Annotated in this window: 12 protein-coding genes; 6 read left to right on the forward strand and 6 right to left on the reverse strand. The window is 58.9% G+C overall.

Features of this window, described 5'->3' with window-relative positions:
- Positions 1–131 precede the first annotated feature (131 nt).
- Both ABD937_RS10875 and ABD937_RS10880 read left to right on the forward strand, forming a co-directional pair.
- Complete coding sequence (locus ABD937_RS10875) at positions 132–2,105, forward strand: fumarate reductase/succinate dehydrogenase flavoprotein subunit (protein WP_345255730.1); 1,974 nt, start codon at positions 132–134, stop codon at positions 2,103–2,105.
- A gap of 66 nt (positions 2,106–2,171) precedes the next feature.
- Entirely contained in the window at positions 2,172–2,936 is a 765-nt protein-coding gene (locus ABD937_RS10880; RefSeq protein ID WP_345255731.1) for a succinate dehydrogenase/fumarate reductase iron-sulfur subunit, read from the forward strand.
- Between the two features lie 422 nt (positions 2,937–3,358).
- On the opposite strand, the gene ABD937_RS10885 is transcribed toward ABD937_RS10880, so the two are convergent.
- Both ABD937_RS10885 and ABD937_RS10890 read right to left on the reverse strand, forming a co-directional pair.
- The gene (locus ABD937_RS10885) at positions 3,359–3,712 is read right to left on the reverse strand and encodes a hypothetical protein (protein WP_345255732.1); all 354 of its coding nucleotides are present in this window, start codon (positions 3,710–3,712) and stop codon (positions 3,359–3,361) included.
- Positions 3,713–3,754: 42 nt separating this feature from the next.
- Positions 3,755–3,982, reverse strand: a complete 228-nt coding sequence (locus tag ABD937_RS10890; RefSeq protein WP_345255733.1) for a hypothetical protein — start codon at positions 3,980–3,982, stop codon at positions 3,755–3,757.
- Between the two features lie 342 nt (positions 3,983–4,324).
- On the opposite strand from ABD937_RS10890, the gene ABD937_RS10895 reads away from it, so the two are divergent.
- The 3 genes from ABD937_RS10895 (at position 4,325) to ABD937_RS10905 (ending at position 8,824) form a co-directional block, all read left to right on the forward strand.
- The gene (locus ABD937_RS10895; protein WP_345255734.1) at positions 4,325–4,903 is read left to right on the forward strand and encodes a helix-turn-helix domain-containing protein; all 579 of its coding nucleotides are present in this window, start codon (positions 4,325–4,327) and stop codon (positions 4,901–4,903) included.
- On the forward strand, positions 4,900–5,241 hold the full coding sequence (locus tag ABD937_RS10900; RefSeq protein ID WP_345255735.1) for a cupin domain-containing protein: 342 nt from the start codon (positions 4,900–4,902) through the stop codon (positions 5,239–5,241). The genes ABD937_RS10895 and ABD937_RS10900 overlap by 4 nt, the downstream gene beginning before the upstream one ends.
- Positions 5,242–5,332: 91 nt before the next feature.
- Positions 5,333–8,824 carry a hypothetical protein gene (locus tag ABD937_RS10905; RefSeq protein WP_345255736.1) on the forward strand — a complete coding sequence of 1,164 codons (3,492 nt, stop codon included), beginning with the start codon at positions 5,333–5,335 and terminating at the stop codon, positions 8,822–8,824.
- Positions 8,825–9,422: 598 nt separating this feature from the next.
- Here the strand turns inward: ABD937_RS10905 and ABD937_RS10910 are convergent.
- Together ABD937_RS10910 and ychF are read right to left on the reverse strand one after the other, a co-directional pair.
- On the reverse strand, positions 9,423–10,370 hold the full coding sequence (locus tag ABD937_RS10910) for a bifunctional helix-turn-helix transcriptional regulator/GNAT family N-acetyltransferase (protein WP_345255737.1): 948 nt from the start codon (positions 10,368–10,370) through the stop codon (positions 9,423–9,425).
- 409 nt (positions 10,371–10,779) lie between these two features.
- Positions 10,780–11,877: a redox-regulated ATPase YchF gene (gene ychF, locus ABD937_RS10915; protein WP_345255738.1), complete on the reverse strand. Its 1,098-nt coding sequence runs from the start codon at positions 11,875–11,877 to the stop codon at positions 10,780–10,782.
- Positions 11,878–12,033: 156 nt separating this feature from the next.
- Here ychF and ABD937_RS10920 point away from each other — a divergent pair, with 156 nt between their 5' ends.
- Complete coding sequence (locus tag ABD937_RS10920; RefSeq protein ID WP_345255739.1) at positions 12,034–13,521, forward strand: nucleoside recognition domain-containing protein; 1,488 nt, start codon at positions 12,034–12,036, stop codon at positions 13,519–13,521.
- Between the two features lie 360 nt (positions 13,522–13,881).
- Here ABD937_RS10920 and ABD937_RS10925 read toward each other — a convergent pair whose 3' ends face one another.
- Positions 13,882–15,702, reverse strand: coding sequence for an OstA-like protein (locus tag ABD937_RS10925; protein WP_345255740.1), 1,821 nt, complete (start codon positions 15,700–15,702; stop codon positions 13,882–13,884).
- On the reverse strand, positions 15,702–16,712 hold the full coding sequence (locus ABD937_RS10930) for an MlaD family protein (RefSeq protein ID WP_345255742.1): 1,011 nt from the start codon (positions 16,710–16,712) through the stop codon (positions 15,702–15,704). The genes ABD937_RS10925 and ABD937_RS10930 overlap by 1 nt, the downstream gene beginning before the upstream one ends.
- Positions 16,713–16,837 lie beyond the last annotated feature (125 nt).

The raw sequence follows: 16,837 nt of genomic DNA on the forward strand, positions 1-16,837 counted from the left end.
CTTTCGAACCACCTGGCGCGAAAGCTTACACAAACGATAGCAGCCCGTTAAAAACGGGCGCGGCGCTCAACGGATCCCTGCCACCGGGCGTTATTGAACCAAAGAATCGCTCTAAATCAGAAATACGCATTATGCTCGACGCAAAAATCCCTGCTGGTCCCCTCGAGAAGAAGTGGGAAGACTACAAAGGACATGTGAAGCTGGTGAACCCGGCCAACAAGCGCAAGCTGGAGATCATCGTGGTCGGCACCGGTCTTGCCGGCGCCTCCGCCGCGGCCACACTCGGTGAGCTGGGCTACAAGGTCAAGGCCTTCTGCTTCCAGGACTCGCCCCGCCGCGCCCACTCCATTGCCGCCCAGGGTGGCATCAATGCTGCCAAGAACTACCAGAACGACGGCGACTCCGTATACCGTCTCTTCTACGATACCATCAAAGGGGGCGACTACCGTGCCCGCGAGGCCAACGTACACCGCCTCGCCGACGTGAGCCGCAACATCATCGACCAGTGCGTGGCCCAGGGCGTACCCTTTGCCCGTGAGTACGGCGGCCTGCTCTCGAACCGCTCCTTCGGCGGCACCCAGGTGCAGCGTACCTTCTACGCCGCCGGCCAGACCGGGCAGCAGCTCCTCATCGGCGCCTACCAGGCCCTGGAGCGCCAGGTAGCCCTCGGCAACGTAAAAATGTATACCCGGCACGAGATGCTCGACGTGGTGATGATCGACGGCAAGGCCCGTGGCATCATCGCCCGCGACCTCGTGAAAGGCGAGCTCGAGCGCCACTTCGGCCATGCGGTGCTCCTGTGCAGCGGTGGCTACGGCAACGTGTTCTACCTCTCCACCAACGCCATGGGCTCCAACGTAACGGCAGCCTGGAAGGCCCACCGTAAGGGCGCCGCCTTTGCCAATCCCTGCTTCACGCAGATCCACCCCACCTGCATCCCCGTAACCGGCGACCACCAGTCGAAGCTGACGCTGATGTCGGAATCGCTCCGGAACGACGGCCGCATCTGGGTGCCGAAAAAGCAGGGCGACCACCGCAAGCCGGGCGAGATCCCCGAAGAAGAAAGAGATTACTACCTCGAACGCAGGTACCCGGCTTTCGGTAACCTCGTGCCCCGCGACGTGGCCTCCCGCGCCGCCAAGGAGCGCTGCGATGCCGGCTACGGCGTAGGCTCCTCGAAGCAGGCCGTTTACCTCGATTATGCCGACGCCATTCAGCGCTATGGCAAGATCGAAGCCTCCAAGCGCAACCTTGCCAACGCGGATGCCGCCACCATCACCACCCTTGGTAAAGAAGTGGTGAAGGAGAAGTACGGCAACCTGTTCGACATGTACGAGAAGATCACCGGGGAGAACCCGTACGAGATCCCGATGCGCATTTACCCGGCTGTGCACTACACGATGGGCGGCCTCTGGGTAGACTACGAGCTGATGACCACGATCCCGGGCCTGTATGCGCTTGGCGAAGCCAACTTCTCCGACCACGGTGCCAACCGGCTTGGTGCCTCGGCCCTCATGCAGGGCCTCGCCGACGGCTATTTCGTGATTCCCTATACGATCGGCAACTACCTCGCCGACGAGATCCGCGTCAATGCCATTCCGACGGACCACCCCGCCTTCGTGGAAGCCGAGCGTGCCGTACAGGAGCGCCTCGAGACGTTCATGAACATCAAGGGCAAGCAGTCGGTAGAGAGCATGCACAAGCGCCTCGGCAAGATCATGTGGGATAAGTGCGGCATGGCGCGTAACGCCGAAGGGCTGAAGCAGGCGATCGAAGAGATCCGCGCACTGAAAAAGGAGTTCTGGAGCGATATCCGCATCCCCGGCGCCATCAAGGACTTCAACCCCGAGCTCGACAAGGCCGGCCGCGTAGCCGATTTCATCGAACTGGGCGAGCTCATGTGCCTCGACGCCCTGCAGCGCGAAGAAAGCTGTGGCGGTCACTTCCGTGAGGAGTACCAGACCGAAGAGGGAGAGGCACTGCGCCAGGACGACAAGTTCATGTATGTAGCCGCCTGGGAAATGAAAGGCGAGCACGAATGGCAGCTGCACAAGGAGGAACTGCGCTACGAGGTCATCAAGGTCAGCCAGCGCTCTTACAAGTAATGCTTTAGGGCGCCGCAGGGCGCTTACCATCATCCGAATCAACCGCGTTCTTTAAACGACTGAAGAATGGAACACTACAATATGAACCTGACGCTCAAAGTATGGCGCCAGGCCAACAACAGCACTCCGGGCCGCTTTGAGACCTATAAGGTATCCGATATCTCCTCCGAGATGTCGTTCCTCGAAATGTTCGACGTGCTCAACGAGCGCCTCGTGATCGAGGGCGAAGACCCGATCGCATTCGACCACGATTGCCGCGAGGGCATCTGCGGCATGTGCTCCATGCACATCAACGGGCGCCCGCACGGTCCCTGGCATGCTACCACCACCTGCCAGTTGCACATGCGTGCCTTTAAGGACGGAGACACCATCGTGGTGGAGCCCTGGCGCGCCCAGGCCTTCCCGGTGATCAAGGACCTCGCCACCGATCGCTCCGCATTCGACCGCATCGTGCAGGCCGGCGGCTTCGTATCGGTGAATACGGGTAATGCCGTGGACGGCAACGCCATCCCGATCGAGAAGGAGCATGCCGACGCTTCCTTTGCCGCGGCATCCTGTATCGCCTGCGGCGCCTGTGTGGCGGCCTGTAAAAACGCCTCCGCCTCGCTCTTCACCGCCGCCAAGGTGGCCCACCTCAACCTGCTGCCCCAGGGCAAGCCCGAGGCCAAGCTGCGCGTGCTGAGCATGGTAGACCAGATGGACAAGGAAGGCTTCGGATCCTGCACGTTCACAGGTGCCTGCGAGGCCGTGTGCCCGAAAGAGATCTCGGTGACCAATATCTCCCGCATGCACCAGGATTACCTGTTCGCAGGCCTGGCGACGGAGAAATAAGACAACACTCGTATAGTAGTTGCTGCAGGAAAAGTGCGGCGGCAGTACCTCGCAGATAGAGCCCCCGGCATAAGCGTCGGGGGCTTTTTGCGTGCAGTACCGGGCTGCGCGCCCGGGCGTCCGGGTGGATCGTTGGCACCTGCACCTTGTGGCTACGTCCCCAGTAGCGAGGAGACCGGGTTGTGGAGCTCAGGATCGCTTACCACGATCTGCCGGGGAAGACGCCGGGTCGGGCGCAGACGACACGGGCTTTTGGGTAAGTTCCCTGAGCTTTTCAATGAGTGGGAGCAAGTCGCGGGCCGGAAGCCCCAATGTGAAGGCCTCTGCAAGCAGGTCCTCAAGCTCGCGGGCCTGATCCTGCGGAGACGGGGCACCTGCCTCTGAATAACTACACATGGTAATTGTTTGTTCGGTTATCTGAATCAGCGGATGGAGCGGTGGCCCGGCAGGTAGGGTCGTTTGATGATCACGGCCTCGGCAGGCGTGCGCAGCGTCATACTTGCGGCGCGCTCGGTCATCCATTCCGGCTGACGTTGCAGGGCATCGAGAATCGCCTGGCGCACGGTCGTCAATTCGATGCATTCATCCGTTCTGAGCAGCAGGAAATCGAAGTCCGTCTTGACCGTGATCTCGTTACCGTAGACTGCCAGGAGATCGGGGTGGTAGAAGCAAACGAACACCAGGCAGGGAAACTCGGTAGCGTCGATGTGTGCGTCGCAGGAATAGCGGGTTCCGTGTAGCATGAACGGGAGTGCCAGGAGTGAAGTCGGGGTCATTGTCGGTAGTTGGTTAGAAAGCATAAGAGGCAGCAGCAAGCGTCAGCCAGCCGTGGGCAGCGAAGGTTTCAACCGCGCCAGGAGCTCGCTCCGGCTTAGCGACAGTGAAGCAGAGGCGACTTGCAGGGTGATCCCCAAAAGCCAGCGGAACCGGGCGCACGGCGCTACGGAAGAAGCGGTCCAGACGCGGGCGGCAGCCACGATCGTTGCTTCCAGCATCCTTGCCGCAAGTCCGGTATCGGAGGTCAGCCGCAGCAGGAGTGCATACAAGCTGCGGCTGTACCGGTCATACAGTGCAGAAAGCTCAGCAATTGCCTCGGAGGGTAAATAGCCGTTACTCGTAAAAGGGTCGTTCCCGCGAGGCGGTAAACCTGCTGACGAAAAGGGGCTATTGGTGTTTTCGATACAATGAAGCTAACGAAGGCGAACCGGGGAACTACTATACAATTCCAGAAGAATGCTACATAATTCGGGTCTTCGGGGGCGGCCCTGCACCGGCGCCCCATCGCGGCGCTATTCTTGTTCTTGATAAACCCTCAATCGAAAAGTCTACCTTGCCGGTTGGTCCTTGCTTCGGTACTCCTTCCCGGTACCCCATTACCCGCTTACATTTTGAAGATCTACATCAAACATATGGTCACCCGGCGCTGCATCATGGTAGTGAAAGACGAGCTCGAGCGGCTGGGGATCGAGTGGGAGGATGTTACGCTCGGCGAGGCCGTCGTTTGCGGCTACCTGGGCACCGCGCAGCTCGAAGCACTGAGCCAATCGCTTAAAAAATCAGGGCTCGAGCTTTACGATGACAAGAAAGTCCGTACCGTGGAGCAGATCAAAGCCGCGGTGATCGGGCAAATCCACTATAGCACCGAGCCGCTGGAAGAAAATTTTTCGGCCTACCTCTCCCGCACGCTGCAACTCGACTACGCCTACCTGTCGAAGTTGTTCGCTGCCACCCAGGGGCAAACGCTCGAGCATTATATCATTCAGAATAAGATCGAAAAAGTAAAAGAGCTGCTGATCTACGAAGACCTCACGGTTGCTGAGATCGCGCACCGCCTGCACTATAGCAGCGCCGCGCACCTTTCCAACCAGTTCAAGAAAGTAACCGGGTTTACCGCTTCCTATTTCAAAGAACTCAAGCGCATCCGCACAGAAAGTAAAGAGACAACAGACAAAAAAAAGCCTTTATGAAACCAGGAGATATTTTACCGGGCGTAGCACACATCATAGTGGAGATCATCGAATACATGCCGAATTCGATCGTGAGCAAGACGATCCTGAATAAAAGCACGGGCCACGTCAGCGTCATGTCGTTCGACAGCGGGGAGGGGTTGCTCGAAAAGATCTCTCCGTTCGATACGTTCGCCCAGGTGATCGACGGCACCGCGGAGATCATGATCGAGGGCGTAGCCCACCAGCTTTCCACCGGGCAGGGCATTGTCATCCCCGCCCACCGCTCCAACGTCATTAACGCCCGCGAGCGCTTCAAAATGATCATGACCGTGATCCGGAGCGGGATGGAGAATTGAGCTCCGGCACACACCGGGAGCACTGCTAGGAAATTTAGCATACCATTTCCGTTTAAAGTTGGAATTTTACCAGTTTTAAACTGTGCTCCGCTTGCCTTATTGCTTACGGATCTTCCTGGCCCTCGTACTGGCGGCTTTCGCAGGAACCGCCGTTGCCCAAACCCCCGGGTCGAACCTGCGGGTGGCGAAGCGGGCAGTGCAGGCCGACTCGCTCGTGCTCGACAGCCTGAGCATCGTTCCGGGTACGGTACGGGTGGCCGGCGTGGCCGACAGCAGCTACCGGCTCGACGAAGTCCGCGGCCTGCTGTACTGGAAGTCGAAACCTGCGGCCGACTCGGTACGGGTCGAGTACCGCGTGTTTCCGTATCGCCTTAATTCGTACGTGCAGCGGCTTAACTACGACTCCGTGCGCAACTTTTCCTACCTGCGCCCCTTCGAGTTCAACGCCGGCGGCAACGCACCCGACAACCGCAGCCTCTTCAACTTCGGCAACCTGCAATACAGCGGCTCTTTCGGGCGCGGGATCGCCTTCGGCAACACGCAGGATGCGCTCGTCAACTCGAACTTCAACCTCCAGCTCAGTGGCTACCTCGGCGACTCCATCGAGATCGCGGCGGCCATCACCGACAACAACATTCCCATTCAGCCCGATGGCACCACCCAGCAGCTCAACGAGTTCGACCAGGTGTTCCTGCAATTCAAGAAGAAGAACTGGCAGCTCAATCTCGGCGACATCGACCTGCGGCAGAACAACCTGTATTTCCTGAATTTCTACAAGCGCCTTCAAGGCATCACGTTCCAAACCACTTACGGCATCGGGCGCGGCAGCAAGGGCTCTTCGCTCGTGAGCGGCTCCATCGCGAAGGGCAAGTTCTTCCGTAACCTGATCGACGCCACCACTACGGACAACCTCGAAGGCAACCAAGGGCCGTACCGCCTCCAGGGCGCCAACAACGAGTTCTTCTTCATCGTGCTGGCCAACTCCGAGCGCGTGTTTCTCGACGGCGTGCTGCTGCAGCGGGGCGAAGACCAGGACTACGTAATCAATTACAACACGGCTGAAGTAACGTTTACGCCACGGCGCCTCATCTCCAAGGATTCGAGGATCCAGATCGAATTCGAGTATGCCGACCGCAACTACCTCAACTCGAACCTCTTTGCCTCGCAGACGCTTGACCTTGGCCCTAAACTTCAGGTGCGCATCGGCGCCTTCCAGAACTCGGATGCGAAGAATTCCGCGATCAACCAGACGCTCGACGACCGGCAGCGCGCTTTCCTGGAGTCGATCGGCGACAGCGTGAAAAGTGCCTTTTACCCGACCGTGGTCGAAGACACGTTCTCGATCAATCGCATCCAGTACGAGAAGGTGCGCTTTACCAATGCGGCCGGACTTCCGGATTCGTTCTATCGTTACTCCACCGATCCGCAGGTAGCCCGGTTTACGGTAACCTTTACGGAACTGGGAGCCGGGCGCGGCAATTACAACCCCGTGCAGAATGGCGCCAACGGGAAGGTCTTCGCCTACGAAGCACCTGACCCGGTTACGGGCGAAAAGCGCGGACGCTATGAGCCGGTGAGCCAGCTCGTGACGCCGAAGCGCCAGCAGGTGGTGAGCATCGGGGCCGATTACCGGATCGACAAAAACAATGTACTCAAGACCGAGCTCGCGATGAGCAACTACAGCGCCAATACGTTCTCGAAGCGCGATGCCGCCGACGACCGCGGCTTTGCCGGGCGGCTTCAGTATGCCAATACAACCCGTATTGCCACTGCCCGCGGGCTTACGCTGAATGCCGCCTTCGACGTGGAGCACGAGCAAAAAAGCTTCCGCCCGCTCGAGCGGCTGCGCTACGTGGAGTTCAGCCGCGAGTGGGGACTTCCGCTGACAGCCGTCACGGAACCTGCCGAGGAAACGATCCTGCGCGGCTCCGTAGGACTGAAAGACGAGCGCGGCCACACGTTCAACTACCAGCTGATGTCGTACAAGCGCGGTACCGACTACCAGGGCCTGCAACAGCTCCTGCAGCACGGCTTTGTGCTCGGCGGCTGGACCTTTGCCAACCAGCTTTCGGTAACCCGCTTTTCGAACAGCGTGGACAAGGGTTCTTTTTTGCGGCCGGTGGTGGATGCGAGCAAGACCCTGGAGCGGCTCCGCAACCTGAAGGTGGGCGTGCGGTATGCATTGGAGCACAACGAGGTACAGAACAAGGCCGGCGATAGCGTGAGGCTCGGCTCTTTTTCTTTCGATACGTGGACCGCCTACCTGCGTACCGACGAGAGCCGGCGCAACAAATACGCGCTGACCTTCTACACACGCGCCGACAAGTACCCCGATACCACCAGGCTCGCGCGCGGCGACCGGAGCTACAACACCAACTTCCAGGCGGAGCTGCTGGGCAACGAGCGGCACCAGCTGGTGGTGAATGCCACGTACCGCGTGCTGGAAGTATATAATGAAAAAGTATCACCGCAGAAGCCTGACCGCACCTTCCTCGGCCGCGCCGAATACCAGGTAAACGAGTTCAAGGGCTTCATCAACGGAAGTGTACTTTACGAGCTCGGGGCAGGGCAGGAGCAGCGGCGCGATATCGCCTATTTCCCGGTGCCGGCGGGGCGTGGGGAATACGCCTGGAACGATTACAACAGCGACGGCATCGAACAGATCAACGAGTTCGAGATCGCGCAGTTCCCGGACCAGGCGAAATACATTCGCATCCTCATTCCCACTAACGAGTTCGTAAAGGCGAACTACAACACCATCAACTACAACCTGCAGTTCTCGCCCCGCTCGCTTTTTGAAGGAGGGAAGCGGGGCAAATTCCTCTCGCGCTTTACGTGGCAAACCTCGATGCAGAAAACGAAAAAATCGGTGGCGCGGGGCGACGTCGACTTCAACCCGTTCAAATACGGGATCGAGGATACCGCGCTCATCACGGCACTCACCGCCATCAACAATACCGTTTCCTTCAACCGCTTCTCCGGCAAGTGGGGCGTAGACCTGAGCAACCTGCAAAACACCGGAAAGAACCTGCTGACCTATGGATATGAAAGCCGCCGGGTGAACGACTGGCTGCTGAAGCTGCGCTGGAACCTTTCGACGTCGTTTACCCTGAACCTGAATAACAAGATGGGCCGCAACAACCTGGCTACGCCCTCGTTCGGGAACCGGAACTACGCGTTGAAGACATGGAGCACCGAGCCGCAGCTGGTGTATTTATACAAGTCGGTGTTCCGGGTGCAGACAGCGTACCGCTTCGACAACAAGCAGAACCTGCCTGAGTACGGCGGCGAGCGCTCGCAAACACACGCGCTGACGCTGGAAAGCAAATACAACGTACTTCAGAATGCTTCCATCAACGGGCGCTTTACATTCAGCAACATCTCCTATCCCTTTGCCCCGAACACGACGGTAAGCTACATCATGCTCGAAGGCCTGCTGCCCGGCCGCAACTACCAGTGGTCGATCGACCTGACGAAGCGGATCCTGAAGAACATCGAGATGAACATCCAGTACGAGGGCCGGCAGGCCGGAACGGCGAATACGGTGCACATCGGGCGGGCGTCGGTGCGGGCGTTATTCTGATAGCTTCTCGGATCATTGCCTCGTCGGCGCAAGCGCCTCGCTTTCGTTGCAGCGGCACGCGGGTTTCTTGCGGAGACGCGAAGACGCAGGCGCATTGATCTTTTTGCCAGTTGATTTTTTGGGGGACGATGCCGCAATGCACAGGGAATTTTTCCATGTGGTGTTAAGCAATGTCGAGATTATCAGACGTAGCTAACATTTATGACCGGGCGAGTTCGTCCTGCTTGCAAGCGCCACATCAGAAATCTGAGATCCGAGATCTGCGATCGCTAAATCGGCGCCAGCCATAGAACTGGAATCCGAAATCTGAGAGGCTTTTTGAATTAATTAATAAGCCGGCAAGGCCGCAAGCGGCCTGTGTCGCGCGGCGGCGCGGCGCCCCGAAGCTTCGGGGGGCGGCGCAGCGAAGCGGAAATCTGTTACCTATTTCCCCTTGCATTGTATCGTCGCGTCGCCGCGTCGTTGCGCCGTCGCGTGCCAAGGCCGCTTGCGGCCGACATTTCCGAGCTTTCTAGGAAAGTACGTTAACTCAAACAGCCTCTGAGGTCCTTTGGGTGCGTCAGCAATACATCTGAAATCTGAGATCACACATCTGCGATCAAAGCTCCAGTTCCATCTGGATATTGCTGCGCTCGTAAGGGGAGGGGCGGCCGGTGATCTTCCGGAAGCCCAGCTTGTAATACAGGTTGACGGCGGGCTTCAGCATCGTGTTGCTTTCCAGGAACAGGGCTGTGGCACCCAACTCGCGGGCTTTCTCAATGACGCGCCGGCCCAGCAGCCACCCGATGTTCTTGCCCTGAGCCTTCGGCGACACGGCCATCTTGGCGAGTTCCCAGGTGCCATCCGTGTGCTTCAGCAACGCGCACACGCCTACCGCTTCACCGCCGTACAGGGCCACGAAAATGTGGCCGCCGGGTTGCAGGATCTTCTCATCGGGGTGATCGAGGGCAGCGTAGTCGGCCGCCTCCATCCGGAAATATTTCGAGATCCACTCCTCGTTGAGCGCCCGGAAGGCCGCTGCATATTCGGGTTGATAATCCACTACCTGCACTTCCGCGCTCTCGCGGGCCTTTTTGAGCTCCTGCACCCGCCGCAGCAAGGGCTTGCGCTCCAGGAGGTGCTCCCATTCGGCGATGGCACCCCACAGGTTGTAGCTCGTTTCGGCCATGGCCGCCTCGAGGGCGTCGTTCACATCGCGGAACTGCTCCTGCAGGCGCACCGCGGTGGCGCGGCCCAGCTCCGACAGGAAGACATGGTTCTTCCTCCGGTCGCCCGAGACGGCCCGCTCTTCGAGGTAACCATTTCGTGCAAGGTCCTTTACAATCTGGCTTACCGACACATGCGAGTGGCCGATCTCCGAAGCAATCTCCGTGATGGTACGGCCGTCCTGCTCCGAGAGCACGTAAAACACGGGAAACCAACGGGGCTGAAAGTCATTGCCATACAGTTGGTAGATAGCGGCGGCCTCGTCGGTGATGCGGTCGGAGAGGCGGCGGAGGCGGCTGCCAAGAGCCATTTTGCCGGTGCGGCTATAAAAGTCAGGCATTTCGTAAGGTTTTATGTAAGGGCTTACGAAAGTAGCAAAAGTTGGCTTGGCCACCTTACATTTTTTGCGGTGGGGCAAAAAGAAGGGCCCCCTTGCGGGGGCCCTTGCGACAGGTTACTGATTTTGGTTGACAACACTCAAAATTCGGACGGTGCCTGTCGCGTTTAGGTTACCCGGACATATAAAAAACCCGGGCCAGCTACCGCAAAGGCGGAGTTTTACACCGTGTTGCATTCGGACCATAAAAAGTGGGGAATTCGCGCCCACATTACCCAAAACTGCCGCGCGTGTAAGCGGTTATCAGGCAACGAAAAAGGCCATCCGGGGGACAGCCTTATTCCGGCTCGTTAGCCGGAATCCCGACAAGCCAAGCTTCGTCGGGACAAATAATAAATAGACAACTAGACTATTATACATTAAAGCGGAAGTGCATGACATCGCCATCCTTCACGATGTACTCCTTGCCTTCGATCCGCAAGCGGCCGGCGTCGCGGCAGGCCGATTCAGAGCCGTATTGCACGTAATCATCGTAGGCGATCACCTCGGCCTTGATGAATCCTTTCTCGAAATCGGTATGGATCACCGACGCAGCCTGGGGGGCCTTCCAACCTTCCTGGATCGTCCATGCGCGGACCTCCGTAACGCCGGCGGTGAAGTAGGTATAGAGCTTGAGGAGCTTATAGGCCGAGCGGATGAGGCGGTCGAGCGCCGGCTCCTTCATGCCGTATTCCTCCATGAACAGCTGCTTGTCTTCCTCCGCTTCCATCTCGGAGATCTGGGCTTCGATGGAGTTGTTCATGACGATCACCTCGGCACCTTCGCCCTTTACGGCTTCCTTGAGCTGCTCCGAGAACCTGTTGCCCGTGTGCATCGACGCCTCGTCGACGTTGGCGACATACAGCACCGGCTTGATGGTGAGCAGGAACAGGTCGGCGATGGCCGGCATTTCTTCCTTGCCGATACCCAGCTCGCGGATGCTCTTGCCCTGCTCGAGGTGCGCCTTGCATCGCTGCAGGATCTCGAGCTCGGCCTTCATCTTCGGGTCGGTCTTGGCCAGCTTCTCGGTGCGCTGGATCTTCTTTTCCACGCTTTCGAGGTCCTTCAGCTGCAACTCGGTATCGATGATCTCTTTGTCGGAAACAGGGTTGATGGCGCCTTCGTCGCGCAGGATGTTCTCGTCTTCAAAGCAACGGATGACGTGGATGATGGCGTCCACCTCGCGGATATTGCCGAGGAACTTGTTGCCGAGGCCTTCGCCCTTCGACGCGCCGCGCACGAGGCCGGCGATGTCCACGATCTCGATCTGGGTGGGCACCACGCGGTTCGGCTGTACGAGCTCGGCCAGCTTGGCCAGGCGGTGATCCGGCACGTCCACGAGGCCCACGTTGGGGTCGATGGTGCAGAAGCGGTAGTTGGAGGCCTGGGCCTTAGCCGAGTTGCTCACGGCGTTGAAAAGGGTGGACTTACCGACGTTGGGCAGCCCGACGATACCTGCTTGTAAAGCCATACGGGGAAAGATTTATGGATCTCAGATCTCGGATCTCAGATCTTTTTTGAGGCCGCAAAGATAGGCATTCCAACCGCGGATAACGCAGATCTGAGATCTGAGATCATACATCTGAGATCCGGAGTTGTATCTTCCGCCCTCAAACATCTTCTCGCTATGGCATTGAGCAGGATCTGGTCGGCATTCATCATCATCGCGGTGCTCGTGGCCGCGGCACGGTCGCTGGGCGGCGACACGGGCATCTTCAACCGGATGGTGACCGGCAAATCCTCCGATGCGTACGATACGGTGGGCTATGTGGGTGTCGGCTCGCCGCTAACGGAGCGCCTCTCGCCGAAGTATGCCGACTTCCTGAAGGAGTACGGCTATGTGCGCCGCGACTCCGCTCATAAGGCCACCGTGCTGCTGACCGACAACCCCGCCGCCGATTCCGTCCGCCTCCTGCAGGCCCAGAATCCCGCACTCAAAGTGTATTCCTGGACCGGTGTGCAGAAGCGCCTGCAGCGCAAGGCCGATGGCATCATCGAAACGGCCAAGAGCGCGGTGATGAACATCATCCTGCCGCTCATCGGGGTGATGGCCCTGTTCATGGGACTGCTTTCGATCGCAGAGCGGGCAGGCGGCATCCGGGTACTTTCCCGGATCATCGGGCCGTTCTTCTCGCGCGTATTCCCCGGCATCCCAAAAGGGCACCCGGCCGTAGGGCATATGATGATGAACTTCTCCGCCAACCTGCTCAACCTCGACAACGCCGCTACACCCTTCGGGCTCAAAGCCATGGAAAGCCTGCAGGAGCTTAACGAAGACAAGAAAACGGCCTCCGACGCGCAGATCATGTTCCTCTGCCTGCACGCCTCGGGGCTAACGCTGATCCCGACCACCATCATCGCCTTCCGCGCCGGCCTCGGGGCAAAGACCCCCACCGACATCTTCATTCCCTGCATGATCGCCACGTTTGCGGCCACCATGGCGGCCCTGTTTCTCGTGTCGCTCAAACAGCGGATCAACCTGTTCCAGCCGGTGATCCTGGGCTGGGTAGGCGGTCTTTCGCTGCTGATCGCGGGGCTGGTGGCCTACGTCAACGGGCTCGACCAGAAAGAGGCCGATACCTTCTCCGGGCTCCTCAGCAACGGCATCATCCTGCTCATCTTCCTCGCCGTGGTATTGGGCGGTGTTTACAAAAAGATCGATGTTTTCGACGCCTTTGTGGAAGGAGCGAAGGGCGGCTTCGATATTGCCGTTCGCATCATCCCGTACATCGTAGGCATGCTGGTGGCCATTTCGCTGCTCCGCACCAGCGGCTGCTTCGACCTGCTGATCAACGGCATGAAGACGCTGTTTGCGGCGCTCGGCACCGACACCCGCTTCGTTGACGGCCTCCCCACGGCGCTCATCAAGCCCCTCAGCGGCTCGGGTGCCCGGGGCATGATGATCGATACGATGAAGACCTTCGGAGCCGATTCCTTTGCGGGCCGCCTCGCCTGTATCCTCCAGGGCTCCTCCGACACCACGTTCTACGTAGTGGCGGTCTACTTCGGCGCGATCGGTATTCGCAACACCCGCTACACCGTGGGCCTGATGCTCCTGGCAGACCTTGTCGGTATCATCACGTCAATCTTGCTTTGCTACCTGTTCTTCGGATGACCTCACCCCCGGCCCCTCTCCAAGGGAGAGGGGTGACTCTGTGGTGCGGTACTTCTGTAGGTTACTGTCTCAAAGATCTCAAGCGTAACTAGAGAAACCCCGACGCCAAAGGCATCGGGGTTTACTGTTTCCGGAAAGCGGCTATTGCTGCTTGTAACGCAGCATGGAGGGAGTGAAAGGGTAAAGTGTGTGTAAGCGAATCCGAAAATGAGTTGCTGATACCTTGTCGTAATTCTACAATCCGCAACTTAAACGGAAAAAAATAGAAACTTCAACTAAAGGAAAAGCGACAAAAAGAAATGCTGCTTTATTAAGTCACCCCTCCCTACTGGGGAGGGGCCGGGGGTGGGGTGGGAGGGGTCATTGAAACAGCTCGTAGCGCGATTTGGGACGCCGGGCGTCGTGCCAGCCAAAGCCTTTGAGGCGCATCTCGGAAGGTTGCCTCTGACGGATCGGCCATACGGTGCCCTTTACGGAGCTCCGGTAAATGACGCGGTGCAGGTCGCCCTTGAGGAAGCGAACGTCGAGGATGTCGGCCGTGGTCTCATTGATGCCGGTGAAGGCACTGTCGTCGTCCTGCATGAAATACATCGACTCGGCAAAGCCGCGGCAGCGTACGGAATCGATGGTACCCTCGCGGAAATAACCGTCGAGACGCGATGATTTCACCTGGTTGTAGACGCCCCGCTGTACTTCGCTGGCGAGGAACGAATTGTTGAACACGCGGATGCGGTCGGCCTTCTTGTTCTTCGTGAACAGGTAGATCGTATCGCCGGTGACCTGGTTCTTCTTGTTCCAGACCACGGGATCCTTGAAGAGCCGGAACACCGAGTCGCGGAAGGAGTAAAAGAGGGAATCGCCCACGGCCTGCAAGGAGTCGGAGAAGATGCGCACGTTGCGGAAGGCTTCGAAGTAGCGGTCCGTACTGTCTTTCACCGGCTTCTTGGCCGGGGCCTTCACGGTCGCCTTTGCCTCCGTCCGTGATGCTGTAGTTGTTCTTGCGGGGGTGCGGGTACGCACAGACGCGCGCGCGCCGGCCGTTACGCTGTCGCGGTTAGGCCGGGCAGCGGCAAGTGTTGTACTGTCTGTAGTCCCGTTTTTACGCGCCAAGCTATCCGTTCCACCGGCGACGCCGGCAAGGCTGTCGGAGCCCGCGGTGCTGTCGGTGCCGGAAGGCCGGTTGACGCTGTCGGGGATATTGCGCAGGGGCTGGTAGCGGGCGAGCTCCGAGAGGCGGCCGGAAAAAAGCGTATCGGCTGCTACGAAAATCGAGTCCTTGTCCTGCTTGATGATCATCAGCGGCTGCTTCGTAGCGAGGTACGATTCGGTGCGCTTGTTGGCGAAGATCTGGTTCGCAAGAATGTTTACGCCCTGGCAGGTGTCGATCAGAACGGCGTTGCCTTCCACCTGCAGGATCCCGGTAGCCTCGTCGTTGGCGATCCGGTCGCCCACTACGCGCAGGCACTTGTCGTCGATGGTCGTACGCTGCGTGAACGTGGCCATGCGGGTGTTCATGTCGTAGACGGCCTCGCTCGTTCGGATCACGCGGCCAGCGGAATCGCGGATATAGGTGTCGGTGATGAGGCGCGTCTGCCGGGTCTCGGTGTTATAGATCATCGAGTCGGTCTTCAGGTAGGTCGACGGGTCCTTGAGTTCCACGTTATGCTTGAAGAAGATCTCGTTGAGGTCGCGGTAGTAGGTGCCCTCCCGGCTCGTGACCACCGATTTGCCCACCGCTACGCGGCCGTTGTTGCGGTACGTGGCTGTTTTTGTTGCCACATCGTATTCGAGCTCGTTGGTGGTAACGCGGCTGCGCCCATCGGTGAGGCGCACGTTATTGGTGAGGAAGGCGATGCGCCGGTCGGTATGGTAGCGCAGGTAGTCGGAGTAGATCTGCGTTGTATCATCGTCGATGTGCACGTTGCCGAAGGCCTCGAAGACGCGGGTGATGGAATTGAGCACGAGCGAGTCGCAGTAAAAACGGGTGCGGCCCTGGCGCAGGCCTACGGTGCCGGCAAGGATCTGGAGCTCGGTACCGTCGTCGAGCCGCTGAAAGCGCTGGCGCTGCGTGCCGGCCAGTATTTCTACGGGCTCGCCCGAGCCCGTGCTTTCGACCAGCACCTGGGCGGCGGCGACCTGTGCGAAGAATAAGAACAGAAGAAAGTGAAGAAGTCGCTTCATTAACGTTTCACCGGGATGGTGTCCTTTGCTGCCGGCGAAGTTAGCGGGTCGGTTTTGCCTTTGCCCCCGAACACGGAAATATTAACGTAGCGTTTGGGGTGGATCCGCACGTCGTCGAGCAGGATCTCGAGGCTGAGGGCCACCCGGTTCAACTGGTCATAGAGCTTGCGGTCGTTCATCATGGCTCCGAGCGTTCCGTTGGGGCTCTGGAGCTTGTCCATGGTCGTACGCAGGCCGCCGGCGGCGCCCTTCAGCTCGTTGATCGTGTTCTCGAGGGCGGCCACGGCTTCCTTGATGTGCGCGTTGGCCAGGTTCGACGTGGTGGTCTCCACGTTGCGGATCGTGTGCGTGATGGCTTCGTTGTTGCGCGCCAGGTTGCCCGTCACCGAGTTCATGTTGTTGAGCGACTGGGCCAGTGCACCTGTCTGGTCGCTGAGGATCCGCTGCAGGCCTGCCGACGACACCGCCAGGTTGGCGATCATGGTTTGCAGGTTGCGGTTCGTAACCGGGTCGAAGATGGAGTTGACGGAAGAAATAGCGCGGGTAAGCGTGTCGAGCGTGGTGTTGATGCGCTGCATGGTAGGGGCCACCTGCTCGCGCAGGTCGGCGAGCAGGCCGCCGGTGGGCACGGTGCGCAGGGTGTCGCCGGAACCGAGGAAGGCGTTGCTCTGGCCTTTCGAGATCACGATGGAGGAGATGCCCAGCGGGTTGCCCTCGATGAACGCTTTCGAATCCTTCGGGATCACCACGTCGCGGGTAAGGTGGATCTCGACGATAACGGCGCTCACTTCCTTGTCTTTCGGACGGAAGTCATAGGCGGTGCCAATGTCAAGGCCGTTGATCTTGACGGGATTCGACTTTTGGAGTGCACCGAGGTTGCTGAACTCGGCATAGAGCACCGGGCTTTTGCCAAAAACCTTCTTGCCTTTCAGGAAATTAAAACCGAGCACCAGGACGAGAATCGCGGCGATCGCCAGGATCCCGACCTTTGCTTCATTGGAGATCTTCATGCCTTGTTGTTTACGGTGGCCCGTAGCGCCACATGTCGCGTCAAAATAACGACAAAAAACCTACGGAGCCGAAAAACGGCAGTGCTGCCGCGGCAGTGGGGATAAAAACTGTGCCATGCGTACCA

Source organism: Flaviaestuariibacter amylovorans (genome assembly GCF_039541815.1).
GTDB lineage: Bacteria > Bacteroidota > Bacteroidia > Chitinophagales > Chitinophagaceae > Flavisolibacter > Flavisolibacter amylovorans.

What these genes read in the sequence shown, in the direction of transcription:
- ABD937_RS10875 (WP_345255730.1), top strand. Translation starts at nt 132, where the DNA reads ATGCTCGACGCAAAAATCCCTGCTGGTCCCCTCGAGAAGAAGTGGGAA.
- ABD937_RS10880 (WP_345255731.1), top strand. Translation starts at nt 2,172, where the DNA reads ATGGAACACTACAATATGAACCTGACGCTCAAAGTATGGCGCCAGGCC.
- ABD937_RS10885 (WP_345255732.1), bottom strand. Translation starts at nt 3,712, where the DNA reads ATGACCCCGACTTCACTCCTGGCACTCCCGTTCATGCTACACGGAACC.
- ABD937_RS10900 (WP_345255735.1), top strand. Translation starts at nt 4,900, where the DNA reads ATGAAACCAGGAGATATTTTACCGGGCGTAGCACACATCATAGTGGAG.
- ABD937_RS10910 (WP_345255737.1), bottom strand. Translation starts at nt 10,370, where the DNA reads ATGCCTGACTTTTATAGCCGCACCGGCAAAATGGCTCTTGGCAGCCGC.
- ychF (WP_345255738.1), bottom strand. Translation starts at nt 11,877, where the DNA reads ATGGCTTTACAAGCAGGTATCGTCGGGCTGCCCAACGTCGGTAAGTCC.
- ABD937_RS10920 (WP_345255739.1), top strand. Translation starts at nt 12,034, where the DNA reads ATGGCATTGAGCAGGATCTGGTCGGCATTCATCATCATCGCGGTGCTC.
- ABD937_RS10925 (WP_345255740.1), bottom strand. Translation starts at nt 15,702, where the DNA reads ATGAAGCGACTTCTTCACTTTCTTCTGTTCTTATTCTTCGCACAGGTC.
- ABD937_RS10930 (WP_345255742.1), bottom strand. Translation starts at nt 16,712, where the DNA reads ATGAAGATCTCCAATGAAGCAAAGGTCGGGATCCTGGCGATCGCCGCG.